The sequence below is a fragment of the Escherichia sp. KCJ4928 genome, assembly GCF_004352695.1.
Lineage (GTDB): Bacteria > Pseudomonadota > Gammaproteobacteria > Enterobacterales > Enterobacteriaceae > ECMA0423.
The window spans coordinates 1-17,255 of sequence record NZ_SJWV01000086.1; the positions used below are offsets into that span (position 1 = coordinate 1).

At 53.1% G+C, this 17,255-nt stretch carries 16 protein-coding genes; 6 read left to right on the forward strand and 10 right to left on the reverse strand.

Annotation, left to right across the window (positions count from 1 at the left end; all coding sequences use genetic code 11):
• Positions 1-170 precede the first annotated feature (170 nt).
• Entirely contained in the window at positions 171-488 is a 318-nt protein-coding gene (gene yegR / locus E0D98_RS13705; RefSeq protein ID WP_001352710.1) for a protein YegR, read from the forward strand.
• Between the two features lie 329 nt (positions 489-817).
• On the opposite strand, the gene yegQ is transcribed toward yegR, so the two are convergent.
• The 10 genes from yegQ to mdtA all read right to left on the reverse strand — a co-directional run bounded on the left by yegQ (position 818) and on the right by mdtA (position 14,590).
• Positions 818-2,179, reverse strand: a complete 1,362-nt coding sequence (gene yegQ, locus E0D98_RS13710; RefSeq protein WP_000476011.1) for a tRNA 5-hydroxyuridine modification protein YegQ — start codon at positions 2,177-2,179, stop codon at positions 818-820.
• Positions 2,180-2,281: 102 nt separating this feature from the next.
• Positions 2,282-2,578, reverse strand: a complete 297-nt coding sequence (locus E0D98_RS13715) for a type II toxin-antitoxin system RelE/ParE family toxin (RefSeq protein ID WP_001220181.1) — start codon at positions 2,576-2,578, stop codon at positions 2,282-2,284.
• 1 nt (position 2,579) lies between these two features.
• Complete coding sequence (locus tag E0D98_RS13720; protein ID WP_001307279.1) at positions 2,580-2,876, reverse strand: type II toxin-antitoxin system ParD family antitoxin; 297 nt, start codon at positions 2,874-2,876, stop codon at positions 2,580-2,582.
• Positions 2,877-3,084: 208 nt separating this feature from the next.
• Complete coding sequence (locus E0D98_RS13725; protein ID WP_000929408.1) at positions 3,085-3,417, reverse strand: YegP family protein; 333 nt, start codon at positions 3,415-3,417, stop codon at positions 3,085-3,087.
• A gap of 190 nt (positions 3,418-3,607) precedes the next feature.
• The gene (gene baeR / locus E0D98_RS13730; protein WP_000137877.1) at positions 3,608-4,330 is read right to left on the reverse strand and encodes a two-component system response regulator BaeR; all 723 of its coding nucleotides are present in this window, start codon (positions 4,328-4,330) and stop codon (positions 3,608-3,610) included.
• Positions 4,327-5,730 (reverse strand): two-component system sensor histidine kinase BaeS, encoded by a 1,404-nt coding sequence (gene baeS, locus E0D98_RS13735; RefSeq protein ID WP_097444142.1) that lies wholly within the window; start codon positions 5,728-5,730, stop codon positions 4,327-4,329. The genes baeR and baeS overlap by 4 nt, the downstream gene beginning before the upstream one ends.
• Positions 5,727-7,142: an MFS transporter gene (locus E0D98_RS13740; protein ID WP_000130850.1), complete on the reverse strand. Its 1,416-nt coding sequence runs from the start codon at positions 7,140-7,142 to the stop codon at positions 5,727-5,729. The genes baeS and E0D98_RS13740 overlap by 4 nt, the downstream gene beginning before the upstream one ends.
• Complete coding sequence (gene mdtC, locus E0D98_RS13745; RefSeq protein ID WP_000667541.1) at positions 7,143-10,220, reverse strand: multidrug efflux RND transporter permease subunit MdtC; 3,078 nt, start codon at positions 10,218-10,220, stop codon at positions 7,143-7,145.
• On the reverse strand, positions 10,221-13,343 hold the full coding sequence (mdtB, locus tag E0D98_RS13750) for a multidrug efflux RND transporter permease subunit MdtB (protein ID WP_050877231.1): 3,123 nt from the start codon (positions 13,341-13,343) through the stop codon (positions 10,221-10,223).
• Complete coding sequence (gene mdtA, locus E0D98_RS13755) at positions 13,343-14,590, reverse strand: multidrug efflux RND transporter subunit MdtA (protein WP_000678962.1); 1,248 nt, start codon at positions 14,588-14,590, stop codon at positions 13,343-13,345. Before mdtA ends, mdtB begins: the two co-directional genes overlap by 1 nt.
• A gap of 278 nt (positions 14,591-14,868) precedes the next feature.
• Here mdtA and E0D98_RS13760 point away from each other — a divergent pair, with 278 nt between their 5' ends.
• The 5 genes from E0D98_RS13760 to pphC all read left to right on the forward strand — a co-directional run bounded on the left by E0D98_RS13760 (position 14,869) and on the right by pphC (position 17,223).
• Positions 14,869-14,925 (forward strand): type I toxin-antitoxin system Ibs family toxin, encoded by a 57-nt coding sequence (locus tag E0D98_RS13760; RefSeq protein ID WP_001386901.1) that lies wholly within the window; start codon positions 14,869-14,871, stop codon positions 14,923-14,925.
• A gap of 271 nt (positions 14,926-15,196) precedes the next feature.
• Complete coding sequence (locus E0D98_RS13765) at positions 15,197-15,253, forward strand: type I toxin-antitoxin system Ibs family toxin (RefSeq protein ID WP_001386899.1); 57 nt, start codon at positions 15,197-15,199, stop codon at positions 15,251-15,253.
• Positions 15,254-15,525: 272 nt separating this feature from the next.
• A complete protein-coding gene (gene ibsA / locus E0D98_RS13770) occupies positions 15,526-15,585 on the forward strand; it encodes a type I toxin-antitoxin system toxin IbsA (protein ID WP_010723109.1) in 60 nt (19 codons plus the stop codon).
• A gap of 220 nt (positions 15,586-15,805) precedes the next feature.
• Positions 15,806-16,465: a VWA domain-containing protein gene (locus E0D98_RS13775; protein ID WP_000003178.1), complete on the forward strand. Its 660-nt coding sequence runs from the start codon at positions 15,806-15,808 to the stop codon at positions 16,463-16,465.
• Positions 16,462-17,223 (forward strand): protein-serine/threonine phosphatase PphC, encoded by a 762-nt coding sequence (gene pphC / locus E0D98_RS13780; RefSeq protein ID WP_000119066.1) that lies wholly within the window; start codon positions 16,462-16,464, stop codon positions 17,221-17,223. The genes E0D98_RS13775 and pphC overlap by 4 nt, the downstream gene beginning before the upstream one ends.
• Positions 17,224-17,255 lie beyond the last annotated feature (32 nt).

The following is a 17,255-nucleotide window of genomic DNA, read 5'->3' on the forward strand; positions in this document are numbered from 1 at the left end:
CAGATGTGTATAAAGGACAGACCCTGAAGGGCCTCAATGTCCGTAATTCCTACTTATGTAGGAAATGTTGTACAGAACATTTATTATAATCCTATTCAATTATAATAATCATGCCATTATTATATTTAAACACTAGAGAGTGTCGTTGGTATTTAATGGGGGAAGGTGAGATGAAAAAGATAGCTGCTATATCATTAATTAGTATTTTTATTGTGTCTGGTTGTGCTGTGCATAATGATGAGACAAGTATCGGTAAATTTGGTCTTGCATATAAAAGTAATATTCAGCGTAAACTCGATAACCAATACTACACCGAAGCCGAAGCTTCTTTAGCCAGGGGCAGAATATCAGGTGCAGAAAATATAGTAAAAAATGATGCAGCCCATTTCTGTGTTACTCAGGGCAAAAAAATGCAGATAGTTGACCTGAAGACAGAAGGTGCAGGATTACATGGCGTCGCTCGTCTGACATTCAAATGTGGAGAGTGAGAATATTTTTTGGTAAGCGTCAAACATGCGCGTTCTGGTTGTGCTTAGCCGGAACCTGTGCGAGCACGATGCCGTTACGTGAAAGGCATCGTGCTATGAAGGGAGATTCTATCGATGTGGTCAATGGAAGACGGTGACCAGGGATAGGGCTTATGCATAAAAAATAGGCCCGTGTAAGGGAGATTACACAGGCTAAGGAGGTGGTTCCTGGTACAGCTAGCATTTTATGGGTTATGTTTTTCAGCGAAACGGATGATAACCTTAATAAATGCAGCTGTATGTGATCGGTTTCTAAGAATTTTCCATCCGGGAAAAATAATCGAAATTAATCACTTACCGTGGGGATTACGCGTGGTTTCCCCGGAGAAATTACGCATCAGCAGCGCGTAATTGAGCTCAAGATCCTGCGGGACCGGGAGCCACACAGTATAACCATCGCCTGGTGCTATCGGCATAGCTTCGCCTTTGGCGTTTTCCATGTGCTCAAGGGTAAAATTAATGTTGCCTTGCGGCGTCATCAGCTCAAGGCTGTCGCCAACGGAGAATTTATTTTTCACCGCTACCGCCGCGAGGTCCCCCTTGCGCTCACCGGTAAACTCACCAACAAACTGCTGGCGGTCAGAAACTGAATAACCGTATTCGTAGTTCTGATAATCGTCGTGAGTATGACGACGCAGGAAACCTTCGGTATAGCCACGATGCGCCAGACCTTCCAGAGTTTCCAGCAGGCTGGTATCGAACGGTTTTCCCGCAGCGGCGTCATCGATAGCTTTGCGGTAAACCTGTGCGGTGCGTGCACAATAGTAGAAAGATTTGGTACGACCTTCGATTTTCAGCGAATGCACGCCCATTTTGGTCAGGCGTTCTACATGGGCGATGGCGCGCAGATCTTTCGAGTTCATGATGTAAGTGCCGTGCTCATCTTCAAACGCGGTCATATACTCGCCCGGACGCTGGGCCTCTTCGATCATAAACACTTTGTCGGTTGGTGCGCCGATACCCAGCGTCGGCTCAACATTTTGCACCGGAATCGGCTCGTACTTGTGTACGATGTTGCCAACATCATCTTCTTTCCCTTCCTGGACGTTGTACTCCCAGCGGCAGGCGTTGGTGCAGGTGCCCTGGTTCGGGTCGCGCTTGTTGATATAGCCAGAGAGCAGGCAGCGACCGGAGTAGGCCATGCACAGCGCGCCGTGAACGAAGATCTCGATCTCCATATCCGGCACCTGATTGCGGATCTCTTCAATCTCTTCCAGCGACAGCTCGCGAGAGAGGATCACGCGGGTCAGGCCCATTTGCTGCCAGAATTTCACCGTCGCCCAGTTCACGGCGTTAGCCTGCACCGAAAGGTGGATCGGCATTTCAGGGAAGTGCTCACGCACCAGCATAATCAGCCCTGGATCGGACATAATCAGCGCATCCGGCCCCATTTCCACCACCGGTTTCAGGTCACGGATAAAGGTTTTCAGCTTGGCGTTGTGCGGTGCAATGTTGACCACGACATAAAACTTTTTCCCCAGCGCGTGGGCTTCATTGATGCCGAGCTGAAGATTTTCGTGGTTGAATTCGTTGTTGCGCACACGCAGGGAATAACGCGGCTGGCCCGCATAAACAGCATCTGCGCCATAAGCGAAAGCGTAACGCATATTTTTCAGCGTTCCCGCCGGGGAAAGGAGTTCCGGTTTAAACATAATTCTCTCGTTCTGATGACAGGTCAGATCCGCTTCACCTGATGAAGCGGTTAGGGGAGTGCCCCCACTTTAAGGGCGGGCATTGTAGCGCAATCGGCGGGTTTAGCTCCAGTGTAAATGTCTGGTGGCGTCCTGGTTTTGGTTAAGGATACGAATGACGATAATTTCCCCTGGTGATTGCAGGAAATAAATGACGTGGCGTTCAAAAGGAAGAACAAAAATACCTTCGCCTAATTCAGGTCTGGGCGTACCTATATTATTGTTACTCAGAATCTGGAGAACGTCTGAAAGATGTTCCACATATCTGTCGGCTTGTGGTTCGCCGAAATGGTGATAGCTGTAATACCAGATGCCTTCTAAATCCTCATTGGCTTTTGGCATGAGTTTAATAATACGCACATTATTTCCTTATCCCTGCTTTCACCTTCCGTAAGAACGCGTCCTTTTCCCACGGCTGAGCTTCACCACTACTCAACCCTTCTGCGAGCATGTCACGTAACGCTTGCAGGCGAGACTCTGCTTGCTTTTCTCGAAGTAATCGCAGTGACTCACGGATCACTTCGCTTTGGGTGCGATAGTCGCCGGATTCAATTAAGGACTCGATAAATTCACGCAACTCATCGCCGAGATCAACCGTCATCGTTCTGGCCATTTTACGCCCGCCTGTAAGTAAAAATCTTACATCAGTGTATGTCATAAACCGGATAGCGTCACGAAAGTATTAGAAGATATTTTGGCACATGAACATGTTCAGGAGGATAAGTATGGGATGGTAAACAAAGAAAGCACAACGAGTGCTCGTCAGTGCCCACTATTTTAATGGCGGCGGTTACTCTTAATTATTAATAACTAAGCGTTATTTGGATATAAAGCCGGACGCCAACAACCCACGCCCGGCATCGTAATTACGTATTGTCTTTCACCGTCTGGCTTGTGCCATTGGCTTTAACGGAGGCAATTCCGGTTTCACGAGATTGCGCGGTGGCGTACATCTGGCTGGAGCCGATAATTTGATGATTAGCGGCTTTCAGATTGAAATAGAATTTGCCGTTACTTGCCGTTTTTTTCTCATAGCGTTCTTCTTGCGGGCTGTTGCTACGCACCGATGCGATGCCCTTTTCCGCAGAGGCTTTTGAGGTATACAGCTCGCTGGTGAGGATAGTCTCACCATTGCCCGCTTTTAGCACAAACCGGAACTGATTATCACTGCTCTTACTGAGTTCAAACCAACCAGCCATAATGACTCCTTGATTGAAATTGCGTATCGAAAACAGCATCTAAAGGTGCTGTTTACCGATTAAAGTATGAGCGATTTTCTGATGCCTGCCAGGGCGGAGAGATAATGTCAGTTTGCTGACCATGCGTGGGATAATGTTGCCGGATCTGGTCTGAACGCCATCTCCGGCTAACAAAGTCATGTCGCTAAAACTAAACGATGCGGCAGGCGTCGGCTTCCCAGCGGTAACCAACGCCGTAAACGGCGCGGATAAATGACTGTTCGGCGTCGAGAGATTCCAGCTTGCGGCGCAGGTTTTTAATGTGGCTGTCAATGGTGCGGTCGGTTACTACGCGGTAGTCGTCATAAAGATGATTGAGCAATTGCTCGCGGGAGAACACTTTTCCTGGTTCATGAGAGAGCGTTTTCAACAGACGAAATTCCGCAGGTGTCAGGTCAAGCATTTTACCGCGCCATGAAGCCTGAAAACGACCTTCGTCGATAATCAACGGGCTTTCAGCATCCTGTTGCTGCAACTCGCGCTGCGGTTTGCAACGGCGCAAAATGGTTTTGACGCGCGCTACCACTTCCCGTGGGCTGTACGGCTTACAGATATAATCATCTGCGCCAATCTCCAGCCCCAGCAGGCGATCGATCTCTTCGATTTTTGCCGTCACCATCACGATCGGAATGTCAGAAAAACGACGAATTTCCCGGCACAGCGTCAGGCCATCGGTGCCAGGGAGCATCAGATCTAACAGGATCAGATCCGGTGGTGTCTGGCGCACATACGGCAGTACCTGATCGCCGTGGCTGATAAGCGTCGGCGCATAGCTCGCAGCACGCAGATAATCAATGAGCAACTGCCCCAGCTTCGGTTCATCTTCCACGATCAAAATACGCGGTGTGTTTTCGTCGATTGGTAACTCGGTCATACTTCTCTCTGTAAATCCCGTTCCAGCGGTAACTCTACTGTAATGCTTACCCCGCCAAAAGGCGAATGGGCAGCAATAATGCGACCATTATGTGCTTCAACAATGTTCAGGCAAATCGCCAGCCCCAGCCCGGAACCGCCGCTGGCACGGTTGCGGGAACCTTCGGTGCGATAAAAACGTTCAAACAATTTTTGTAGCTGATCGTCACTGACACTTGGCGCACTGTCGGCAAAGGTCAGGCGCACCGTTTTGTCGCGCTGCCCGGCAGAGATTTGCAGGCTGCCGCCGCTGTCAGTGTAGCGCAGGCTGTTTTCCAGTAAGTTATTGAATAACTGCATTAAACGGTCGCGATCGCCAAATACGGTAATACTGTCTGGCAGGGAAAATTGCAGTTTCAGGCCACGACTGGCGAATCGTTCGCGAAATGCGCCGCCCGCCACTTCCAGCAGTGGGATCAAATCTACCGGTGCTTTTTGATAGGCGAGAGCGCCTTCATCAGACATCGACAACTGATGGAGATCGTCAACCAGTTTGGTCAGTGTACCGACCTCCGCCTGTAAAGACGCCACCGTCTCCGGCGTGAATTTACGCACGCCATCCTGAATGGCTTCCAGTTCACCGCGCAGCACCGCTAATGGCGTACGCAGTTCGTGAGAAATATCGGCCATAAAATCGCGCCGCATTTGCTGGTTTTTCTCCAGTGTGCTGGCAAGCTGGTTGAAGTCTTGCGCCAGTTTGCCCAGTTCATCTTCACTGGTGGGCGTTACGCGGGTAGTGAAATCGCCCGCCGCCAGTTTGTGCGTGCCATCGACAAGTCGTTTTACCGGTGCCAGTAAACCGCGCGCCAGCAGAAAGGTGGCGAGCGCCGCGAGTAACGTTGCCAGAGCGACAATCAACCAGCTGGTTTGCCGCTGTTGTTTATCGAAATTGATATCAGTATTGCGCGTTAACCGCTCAACGGGGGAGGCGATCACCGCGCCAACTTCCGCACCGTTGACCAGAATGGGTCGCCGTGTACCGTCAGGTGGAATCGGCGCTCGCGGACCAACCAGCACTTTGTTGTTTTGATCAACCACCCAGAACTGGGTACGCCAGCCGTGCGGTGGCATACCCGGGCCGGGTTTATCTTCCGAATTATCGTGTTCAAATGAACGCAGGATCTGAAAGACAAAGCGATCATTGTTGCGCAGGAAGCGCCAGTTGCCATGCTGCGCATACTGCTCGCCAAGCGCATCACTTAACAGTTGTAATCGCTGTTCATTACCATGCTTGATGTAATCAATAAAGCCACGCTCAAAACTGATACGCACCGCCCAGTGCATACTGATCAGCAAGACAATGCAGGTGGCGAAAATCGCCAGAAACAGTTTGCCGGTAATACCGGGTCGCCAGAACTTCATTGCGCGCTCCTTTTTCGCCGCGAAATAGCTACATTTTGATGCGTATCGTTCGGCACTCTGGCAAAGATGAACGCCGGAAGGGCGATGATCAACGCCATGCTAAGCCAGGTGTACATAAAGACGGTTTGTGTGGTGCCGCTGTCGACGCTGACATGCTGTGAACCAAAAAGTCCCAGCAACAGCCCGGCGATAGTGACGCCGATACTCATCGACAATTGCATAATCATCGACAGCAGGCTGTTGCCGCTGCTCGCCAGATTGTCCGGGAGATCTTTCAGCGTCAGGGTGTTCATGGAGGAGAAACGCGTCGAGTTGACCATCCCTTGTAAAAACAGGACGAACGGCAAAACGTAGTACCAGCCCAGCAGGGCGGTAGTCATAAACAACAGGGTGACCAGCGACAGACCCAGCGTGGTCGCTACCAGTACCCGACGATAACCAAAGCGATTCACCACCTGTACCACAATTCGCTTCATTCCCATGCTGCCAAGCACCATCGGGATCATCATCAGTCCGGCATGAAACGGTGAGAAACCGAGGCCAATTTGCAGGAAAACCGGTGTCATAAAGGGCAACATGCCACTGCCAATACGTCCGGCAAAGCTCCCCGCCAGGCCCAGCGAAAAGGTACGAGTGCGGAACAGTTTCAGACTGAAAAGAGCGCGGTTGTTATTTCTGGCGTGCAGCAGATAAAGCACCAGTGCCACCACGCCAACTGCGACCAGGCCTGCAATCGTCAGCGGCGATAAACCTGTACCTTTACTGCCGTCCAGCGCCAGGGTTAATACCGCCATGCCAACCGCCAGCAATAAAAATCCGGAGAGATCAAAGCGCCGCGTCTGCATGGTGTAGTTCGGCATTAACAGCAATGTGGCGATCGCACCGATAATCCCCACCGGAATGTTGATCAAAAAGATCCAGTGCCACGACGCGTACTCCACCAGCAGACCGCCGAGCGCCGGACCGAGCAGCGGACCGACCTGACCGGGTAACGTGACAAAGGTCATCGCCGCCATATATTGCTCGCGCGGTACGATTTTCATCACCGTCAATCTGCCGACCGGCACCATCATCGCGCCGCCAACGCCCTGTAACGCGCGTGCCAGCAACAGTTCGTTCAGCGTGCCGGAAAGCGCGCAAAACAGTGAACCGAGAGTAAACAGCACGATGGCGGTAAAGAAAATATTGCGCACGCCGACTTTGTCCGCCAGCCAGCCGCTGGCGGGCAGCATCACCGCCACGGTCAGCACATAAGAGACAATGACCATGTGCATATGCAACGGACTTTCCCCGAGGCTTTGCGCCATTGAGGGAAGGGCGGTGTTTACGATGGTGGTGTCCAGCGACTGCATAAAGAAGCCGAAAGCCACAATCCACAATTGCCAGCGGGTGCTGTCGGGAAGATCTGTCATTTACTCGGTTACCGTTTGTTTGGGTTTACGCGAAAAACGCAGCCGCAGACGGTCGAAAAAGAGATACACCACCGGCGTGGTATACAGCGTAAGGAGCTGGCTCATTACCAGTCCGCCGACAATGGTGATCCCCAGGGGTTGCCGCAGCTCCGAGCCGTCGCCGCCCGACAACACCAGCGGCAGCGCGCCAAACAGCGCCGCCAGGGTAGTCATCATAATCGGGCGAAAACGCAGCAGACAGGCCTGGAAAATAGCTTCCTGCGGCGTCAGGTTACCGTGCCGTTGGGCTTCAAGCGCAAAATCGACCATCATAATGGCGTTTTTCTTCACGATGCCGATTAATAGCATGATCCCTATCAGGGCGATTAGGCTGAACGGGGCATTGAACAGCTCCAGCGCCAGCAGCGCTCCAACACCCGCCGAGGGCAGGGTGGAGAGAATCGTCAGCGGGTGCACATAACTCTCGTAAAGGATACCCAGCACGATATACACCGTGGCGATGGCGGCGATAATCAGGATCACCTGTGAGTTCATCGTCTCCTGGAACACCTGCGCTGTTCCGGCAAAACTGCCGCGCACCGTCGAAGGCACACCAAGCTGGGTCATTGCGCGATCGATCGCCGCACTGGCGTCCGAGAGCGATTTTCCGGTCGGCAGGTTGAACGAAATGGTCGAGGCCGCCGATAATCCCTGATGATTCACCGATAGTGGGGCATTCGCCGGTTGCCATTTAGCGAAATACGACAGCGGGATCGCTTTGCCTTCGTTATTGATAACGAACATTTTTTCCAGCGCACTGATGTCCTGGGTATAGCGCGGATCCACTTCCATCACCACTTTATACTGGTTCATCGGCTGGTAAATGGTCGAGATTTGCCGCTGACCGAAGGCGTTATTTAACAGACTGTTGGCGGCTTGTACGTCGATTCCCAGCCGTGCCATGGTGTCACGGTCGTAAACCAGATTCATCTCCGCGCCGTTATCCTGCTGATCGGAGTTCACGTCCGCCAGTTCCGGCAACGTCGCCAGTTTTTTGCGGATTTTCGGCTCCCATTCGCGCAGTGCCGCCAGGTCGTCGGATAACAACGTGTACTGGTAGCTGGCGTTCGACTGACGCCCACCAACGCGAATATCCTGTACCGCCATCAGGAACAGATTCGCCCCCGGTTCTTTCGCCAGTTTTACGCGCAGACGGTCGATAATTTGCTGCGCCGTTTCGCTGCGTTCGTCGCGTGGCTTGAGGGTGATAAACATCATCCCACTGTTAACTCGTGAACCGCCGGTAAAGCCGGTGACATTATCCACTGCCGGATCGTCACGGATAATTTTCATGAAATCCTGCAATTTGCCGCGCATCGCCTGAAACGAAATGCTCTGATCCGCCTGTATCCCGCCCATCAGCACGCCGGTGTCCTGCTCCGGGAAGAAGGTTTTCGGGATCGAGATATACAGCCAGATATTCAGCGCAATGGTGCCAAGCAGCACCACACCCACCAGACGGGTATGATTGAGCACCCATTTCAGCGACTTGCCGTAGCCTTGTTGCAGGGCTACCAACATGCGGCCAAAACCACGCAGTCGCTTTTGCTCACGCGGCTTGCTGGCTTTCAGCATCCAGCCACACATCATTGGCGTTAATGTCAGAGAAACCAGCAACGATATAACAATGGCGACAGAAAGCGTCACGGCAAATTCGCGTAACAGTCGGCCCGGCAATCCGCCCATCAACAGCAGCGGCAGGAACACCGCCACCAGTGACAGACTCATCGACAGCACCGTAAAGCCGACTTCGCGAGTACCTTGTAGCGCGGCCTGTAGCGGTTTCATCCCCGCTTCCAGATGACGGGCAATGTTTTCCAGCACCACGATGGCGTCATCCACCACGAAACCAGTAGCGATGGTGAGCGCCATTAACGAAAGGTTATTGAGACTGAATCCGCACAGGTACATCGCCGCAAACGTACCAATCAGCGAAACCGGCACCGCAACGGCGGGAATAATAGTGGCGCGACCCGAGCGCAGGAATAAAAACACCACCAGAATCACCAGCGCCACCGAGATAATCAGCGTTTGCTCGACTTCTTCCAGCGAGGCGCGAATGGTGGGGGAGCGATCCTGAGCAATTTGCAGATCAATCGCCGCCGGAATGGTTTCCTGCAACTCCGGTAATTTTGCCCGGATGCTGTCTACCGTCTGGATAATATTGGCTTCCGGCAGCTTGCGGATCATCAGCAAAATAGCCGGTTTGGCGTTGGTCATCCCGGCGTTGCGCACATCCTGCACCGAGTCGGTCACCGTCGCCACATCGCCCAGACGAACCGCGCCGCCGTTGTTGTAATGAATAATCAACGGCTGATATTCGGCGGCGGTTTTTAGCTCATCATTGGTCTGGATCTGCCAGCGGTGAGTGCCATCTTCCAGCGCCCCCTGCGGTTTACGCACGTTGGCATTGCTGATGGCGGTGCGTACGTCGTCCAGCGAGACGCCCTGATTAAACAGCGCCTGCGGATTCAGCCCGACGCGTACGGCGGGCAGCGAGCTGCCGCCAACATCGACATCACCGACACCGTCGATTTGCGAAATCGTCGGAGCCAGCTGCGTCGAGGCAAAATCGTACAGTTCACCCTGCGAATAAGTATCGGATGTCAGCGTGAGGATCATAATTGGCGCATCCGACGGGTTAGCTTTGCGATAGGTCGGACGGCTGGGCATCCCGCTGGGCAGCAAACTTTGTGCAGCGTTGATCGCCGCCTGCACATCGCGCGCCGCGCCGTTGATATCCCGGTCAAAATCAAACTGCAAAATAATACGCGTGCTGCCGAGCGAACTGCTGGAGGTCATTTCACTGACTCCGGCAATGCGCCCAAGTGAGCGCTCCAGCGGCGTGGCAACGGAAGACGCCATTGTTTCTGGTGACGCACCGGGCAGCGAGGCGCTGACCATAATCACCGGAAAATCGACCTGCGGCAGCGGGGCGACCGGCAGCATACGGAAGCCCAGTATGCCGCACAGGGTAATGGCGACCGACAGTAAAATCGTCGCCACCGGGCGGTAAATGAAGAGGGCAAAAAACTTCACTTACGCCTCCTCTTCATGGCGAGCAAAGCGACTTTTGGTCCACAATGCCAGGCGGTCGAACAGCAGATAAATCACCGGCGTGGTGAACAGCGTCAGCACCTGGCTGACAATCAGACCGCCGACCATGCCGATACCTAACGGACGACGCAGTTCCGCGCCGACCCCGGTACTCAACATCAGCGGCAGCGCGCCAAGCAGAGCCGCCAGGGTGGTCATCAGGATCGGACGAAAACGCAACAGACAAGCCTGGTAGATTGCATCGCGCGGCGACATGCCTTGCTCGCGCTCAGCAGCCAGCGCGAAGTCGATCATCATGATGGCGTTCTTCTTCACAATACCGATCAGCAAAATAATGCCGATAATCGCAATCACATCCAGTTCGCTACCGGCAATCATTAATGCCAGCAGCGCGCCGACCCCTGCGGTGGGTAGCGTCGAGAGAATGGTGATCGGGTGAATAAAGCTCTCGTACAGAATGCCGAGCACGATATACATCGCCACCACCGCCGCGACAATCAGCCAGACAGTGCTGCCCAGCGCCGACTGGAAGGCGAGGGTGCTGCCCTGAAATTGCGTGGTGATATTCACCGGCAGATTCAGCGTCTTTTCGGTGTCCATAATCGCCTGCACCGCATCGCCCAGCGAATAGTTATCCGGCACGTTAAAGGAGATGGTCGTTACCGGGAACTGATCCAGATGGTTGATGGAAAGCGGCGCAAAACGCTGTTCAACTTTGGCAATTGAGCTTAACGGCACCACGCCGCCGTCGCTACTGGTCAGGCGAATGGTATCCAGCGCCGCGAGGCCCGGGGTAATTTCGGTGTTGTGCTCCAGCACTACGCGATACTGGTTAGCCTGAGTATAAATAGTGGAAATCAGTCGCTGACCAAACGCGTTGTACAGGGCGTTATCGACATCCGCCATGCTGATCCCCAGACGGCTGGCGCTGTCGCGATCAACATTGACATACGCCACCAGCCCTTTGTCCTGCCAGTCGCTGGAGACATCAGAAAGCTGTGGCAGTTGCTGGAGTTTTTCCATCAACTGTGGCACCCAGGTACTGAGCGCATCCAGTGAGGTGGCCTGCAAGGTAAACTGGTACTGGGTGCGGCTGACCTGAGTATCAATAGTCAGATCCTGCGTTGGTTGCAGGAAGAGATCGACGCCCGGCACTTTATCCACCGCCGTTTGCAGACGGGCAATGACTTTTTGCACTCGGTCATCACGTTCATCCAGCGGTTTGAGGTTGATTTGTAAACGTGCACTATTCAGCGACGGGTTAGTGCCATCAACGCCAACAAATGAGGTCAGGCTTTGCACTGCCGGATCCTGCAAAATCACGTCCGCGACCTGGCGTTGTCGCTGGGCCATATTGGCAAAGGAGCTGGATTGCGGTGCCTGCAAAGTGCCCTGAATAATGCCGTTGTCCTGTACCGGGAAGAAACCTTTCGGAATGAACACCCATAAGAGAACGCTAAGCAGCAGCGTGCTGAGCGCCACGCTTAAGGTCAGCCACGGATGATTCAGCACCTTCGCCAGTCCACGACCATAGGCGGCGATTATCCTGTCGAACATTTTTTCCGAGGCACGGGAGAATCGGTTCTGTTTACGCAGCGACTCCTGGCTGAGCATCCGCGCGCACATCATCGGTGTCAGGGTCAGCGACACCACCGCTGAGATCAAAATCGCTACCGCCAGGGTAATAGCAAATTCGCGGAACAGTCGCCCGACGATATCGCCCATAAACAGCAGTGGAATCAACACCGCAATCAGCGAGAAGGTCAGCGAGATAATGGTAAAGCCGATTTCACCCGCGCCTTTGAGCGCCGCCGCCAACGGTTTTTCGCCTTTTTCGATATAGCGGGAAATGTTTTCGATCACTACGATGGCGTCATCGACCACGAATCCGGTGGCGATAGTTAACGCCATCAGTGTCAGGTTATTGATTGAAAAATCGAGAAACACCATAACCGCGAAAGTGCCGATTAACGACAGCGGTACAGCAACACCGGGAATGATGGTCGCCGGAATATTGCGCAAAAACAGGTAGATAATCATGACTACCAGCGCGATAGCCATCATCAATTCAAACTGAGTATCATCGACGGATGCGCGGATATTGGTGGTGCGATCGGAAAGCACTGTCACCTTCACCGATTTCGGCAGACTCTCAGTGAGCTGTGGCAGCATCTGCCGAATGCTGTCGGCGGTGGAGATAATGTTAGCACCGGGCTGGCGCTGAACATTCATCACAATGGCCTGTTCTTTGTTCGCCCACGCGCCGAGCCAGCTGTTTTCTGCACCTTGCTCTACAGTTGCGACATCGCCCAGACGAATTGGCGCGCCGTTCTGGTAGGCGATGATTAGCTGGCGATACTCTTCGGCGGATTGCATCTGGTCGTTAGCGGAAAGCGTAACCGCACGGGAAGGGCCGTCGAGGCTACCTTTTGCCGAGTTAACGTTAGCGCCGGTAATGGCGGTGCGCACGGTTTCGCTGGTCAGGCCGAGGGCGGCAATCGCCTGAGCGTTAAGTTTGACGCGAACAGCCGGACGCTGACCGCCGGAAAGCGTCACCAGTCCGACACCGGAAATCTGCGAGATTTTCTGCGCGACGCGGGTTTCCACCATATCTTCCACTTGCGTCATCGGCATGGCGGTTGAGGTGACGGCGAGCGTCATGATCGGCGGATCTGCCGGGTTCACTTTGCTGTAAACCGGCGGGTTAGGCAGATCGCTCGGCAACAAGTTGGTCGCAGCGTTAATCGCGGCCTGCACTTCCTGCTCGGCGACATCGAGCGGTAATGTTAGCTGGAACTGCAAAGTGATAACTGACGCACCGCCGGAACTTTGCGACGACATCTGTTTCAGGCCAGACATCTGCCCGAACTGGCGTTCTAGCGGCGCGGTAACGGCAGAGGTCATGACATCCGGGCTGGCACCTGGGTAGAGCGTGACCACCTGAATGGTCGGATAGTCCACTTCCGGCAGCGCCGAAACGGGCAGGGCGCGATAACCGATAATCCCGGCGAGTAAGATCGCCACCATCAGCAGCGTGGTGGCGACAGGACGCATAATAAAAAGGCGCGACGGGCCGCCTGTGCTGCTCGGGGGTAACACCTGCATCAGGAGCGTGCTCCTTTTTTCGCGTATTCGCGGCTGGTGGCTTTCTCTTCCGGAGTGGTGGCGCTCTGGGCTTCCACCACTTCCACTTTCGCCCCTTCGGTCAGGCGATCAATGCCGTCTGTCACCACGCGATCGCCCGCAGAAATACCTGCACGGATCACCACTTTCTGACTGTCCTGAATGCCCGGCGTCACCAGATGTTTGCTGACCTTGTTTTCGCTATTCAGCACCCAGACAAAATGGCCTTCATTGCCCATTTGCAGGGCGGCTGTTGGGATCACTACGGCGTTTTGTTCGGTGTCGACTAACATGCGCGCGTTAACAAACTGATTGGGAAACAGCGCATCATCCTGATTATTAAAGCGTGCTTTCACTTTAATCGTACCGGTTGTGGCATCGATTTGGTTATCGAGGCTTAACAGCGTGCCTTCACTTAATTTCTTCGAATTGGTGCGATCCCAGGCTTCTACCACCAGCGGTTTTCCGGCTTTTTGCGCCTGCACTACAGTAGCGATATCGCTTTCCGGCAGGGTAAAGACTAAATCGATAGGATGCGTCTGGGTGATCACCACAATTCCGGTGGTATCACCACTGGAGATTTGGTTACCAACATCAACCTGCTTGAGACCAACGCGACCATCGACTGGTGCGGTGATGCGGCTCCAGTCGAGTTGCAGCTGCGCGCTGGCGACGCTTGCTTCATCAGCCTTAATGGTGCCTTCGGTTTCACTGACCAGCGCCTGTTGGGCATCCAGCTCCTGACGGGAGACGAGATTGGTTTTTGCCAGTTGCTGATAACGCGCCAGATCACGGCGGGCGTTAGCAAGCGTGGCTTTATCTTTTGCCAGTTGGCCCTGGGCTTGTGCTAATGCAACTTTGAACTGGCTGGGGTCAATTTCTGCCAGTAAATCGCCTGCTTTGACCTGCTGGCCTTCCTGGAAATGTAACGCCATCAGTTGACCGTCCACGCGGCTGCGCACCGTAACAGTATTAGCGGCGGTAATGGTGCCAAGCCCGGTGAGGTAACGCGGAACTGCCTGTTCTACGGCGGTCGCCGCCTGAACCGGGGCTAATGGGCCGGAACGCATACCACGGCGACCACCCGCTGGCGATTGCTGCGCTTGTTTCGTCGCCCCTGGGGCTGCACTCTGGGAGTCATTGCGGCCTTGCCAGAACCAGAATGCGGCGATGGCGGCGATAACCACCACGATTACGATTACCCAACGGGATTTATAACTGCCTTTCATCGTTAAGAGTTTCTCTTCCTGAAACGTTTCGCGGAATGATACTAGTGTAGCCAGCCAATAAGGGAGAAAAATGGAGGAATTATGAAACACTATCGGGAATCGTCTGAATGGCGGGCACATTTGCGAGCACGCATCCAGTAATAACACAGGAAACTATTTTATCTACGCGTTAGCGATAGACTACATACAGGGCGAAAGGAGGTAAGCCGCAGATTTCAGCCGGATGCTGAAACGGGAAAGCCCCTCCCGAGGAAGGGGCCTTAAATAAGGAAAGGGTCATGATGAAGCTACTCATCATCGTGGTGCTCTTAGTGATTAGCTACCCAGCATACTAAGACTACCAGGGCGGGGGAAACCCCGCTCTACCCTCACTCCTGAAAGTATGCCTTCACGATAAGATTGTCAATCCGCAGGCTTTGCCGTCTGCGATCCTGCCAGCAAAAATTCTTTGCGAGACGTTACGCAATAATCACACTGGAAACTATTTTATCTGCAAGTCAGCGATAGACTAAGTGCATGGCGAAAGGAGGTAAGCCGACGATTTCAGCGGGACGCTGAAACGGGAAAGCCCCTCCCGAGGAAGGGGCCTTAAATAAGGAAAGGGTCATGATGAAGCTACTCATCATCGTGGTGCTCTTAGTCATAAGCTTCCCCGCTTACTAAGACTACCAGGGCGGGGGAAACCCCGCTCTACCCTCACTCCTGAAAGTATGCCTTCACGATAAGATTGTCAATCCGCAGGCTTTGTAGTCTGCGATCCTGCCAGCAAATATTCTTTGCGAGTCGTTACGCAATAATCACAGAGGAAACTATTTTATTCACGCGTTAGCGATAGACTGCATTCAGGGCGAAAGGAGGTAAGCCGATGATTTCAGCGGGACGCTGAAACGGGAAAGCCTCTCCCGGAGAAGAGGGCTTTTAATAAGGAAAGGGTTATGATGAAGCACGTCATCATACTGGTGATACTCTTAGTGATTAGCTTCCAGGCTTACTAAGAACACCAGGGGGAGGGGGAAACCTCTCCCTAACCCTCACTCCTGAAATTATGTCACTCCGCCCTTAGTGTCAATCGACGGCTCTCCGTTCTTGCGAGGCGAATAGCAAAATTTTCTGCGCCGCCGGGCCTAATTCTGAAAGTTTCTTCGTTTGCTCTTATTTCATTATTGCAGTCGGTATGATACCGGACCTCGATAATTCTCTAAGAAAGGATTTCTTATGAGCGAACAAATCACGTTTGCCACCAGCGATTTTGCCAGTAACCCGGAACCACGTTGCCCCTGCATTTTGCTGCTGGATGTTTCTGGCTCGATGAGCGGCAGACCTATTAATGAACTTAACGCCGGATTGGTGACCTTTCGTGATGAACTGCTTGCCGATCCGCTGGCTTTAAAAAGAGTGGAACTCGGCATTGTGACGTTCGGCCCGGTGCATGTGGAACAACCCTTTACCAGCGCCGCTAATTTTTTTCCGCCCATCCTGTTTGCCCAGGGCGATACACCAATGGGTGCGGCCATTACCAAAGCCCTGGATATGGTAGAGGAGCGGAAACGTGAGTATCGTGCAAATGGTATTTCGTATTATCGCCCGTGGATTTTCCTGATTACCGATGGTGCACCAACCGATGAGTGGCAGGCTGCAGCCAACAAAGTGTTTCGGGGGGAAGAAGATAAAAGGTTTGCTTTCTTTTCCATCGGTGTTCAGGGGGCGGATATGAAGACTCTGGCACAAATCAGCGTTCGTCAGCCTTTGCCTCTGCAAGGATTACAATTCCGTGAACTGTTTAGCTGGTTATCCAGTTCGCTGCGTTCGGTTTCCCGCTCCACGCCGGGAACGGAAGTTGTGCTGGAAGCGCCAAAAGGCTGGACGTCAGTGTGAGCTGGCGTCTGGTTTATGCATCCGCTGTTGGAACGTCGCACATTAGCGCTGATTTACCTTGTCAGGATGCCTGCCAGATGCAGGTTGCCTGGTTAAACGATCAGCAACCATTACTGGTGATGTTTCTTGCTGATGGTGCAGGCAGCGTCTCGCAGGGTGGCGAAGGCGCGATGCTCGCCGTCAATGAAGCGATGGCTTATATGTCGCAAAAAGTGCAGGGTGGGGAATTGGGGCTTAATGATATCCTCGCCACGGATATTGTGCTGACTATTCGTCAGCGACTTTTTGCCGAGGCAGAGGCCAAAGAATTAGCAGTTCGCGATTTTGCCTGCACGTTTCTGGGATTGATTTCATCGGCTAATGGCACCTTGATTATGCAGATTGGCGATGGCGGCGTGGTGGTGGATTTTGGTCACGGTCTGCAATTGCCGCTTACGCCGATGGTGGGTGAATATGCCAATATGACGCACTTCATTACCGATGAAGATGCCGTTTCCAGACTGGAAACTTTCACCAGCACTGAGCGTGTGCATAAAGTTGCAGCATTTACGGATGGTATCCAGCGACTGGCGTTAAATATGTTGGATAATTCTCCGCATGTGCCTTTCTTTACCCCGTTTTTCAATGGACTGGCGTCAGCAACGCAGGAACAACTCGATTTATTACCTGAATTGTTAAAGCAGTTTTTGTCCAGCCCAGCGGTAAACGAGCGTACCGATGATGATAAAACGTTAGCACTGGCGCTGTGGGCAGAGTGAGTTTCTCATGGCGGTTGAAGACAACAATTCAA

Coding starts and splice junctions, on each gene's coding strand:
- yegR (WP_001352710.1), top strand. CDS start 171: ATGAAAAAGATAGCTGCTATATCATTAATTAGTATTTTTATTGTGTCT.
- yegQ (WP_000476011.1), bottom strand. CDS start 2,179: ATGTTTAAACCGGAACTCCTTTCCCCGGCGGGAACGCTGAAAAATATG.
- E0D98_RS13720 (WP_001307279.1), bottom strand. CDS start 2,876: ATGACATACACTGATGTAAGATTTTTACTTACAGGCGGGCGTAAAATG.
- E0D98_RS13725 (WP_000929408.1), bottom strand. CDS start 3,417: ATGGCTGGTTGGTTTGAACTCAGTAAGAGCAGTGATAATCAGTTCCGG.
- baeR (WP_000137877.1), bottom strand. CDS start 4,330: ATGACCGAGTTACCAATCGACGAAAACACACCGCGTATTTTGATCGTG.
- baeS (WP_097444142.1), bottom strand. CDS start 5,730: ATGAAGTTCTGGCGACCCGGTATTACCGGCAAACTGTTTCTGGCGATT.
- E0D98_RS13740 (WP_000130850.1), bottom strand. CDS start 7,142: ATGACAGATCTTCCCGACAGCACCCGCTGGCAATTGTGGATTGTGGCT.
- mdtB (WP_050877231.1), bottom strand. CDS start 13,343: ATGCAGGTGTTACCCCCGAGCAGCACAGGCGGCCCGTCGCGCCTTTTT.
- mdtA (WP_000678962.1), bottom strand. CDS start 14,590: ATGAAAGGCAGTTATAAATCCCGTTGGGTAATCGTAATCGTGGTGGTT.
- E0D98_RS13775 (WP_000003178.1), top strand. CDS start 15,806: ATGAGCGAACAAATCACGTTTGCCACCAGCGATTTTGCCAGTAACCCG.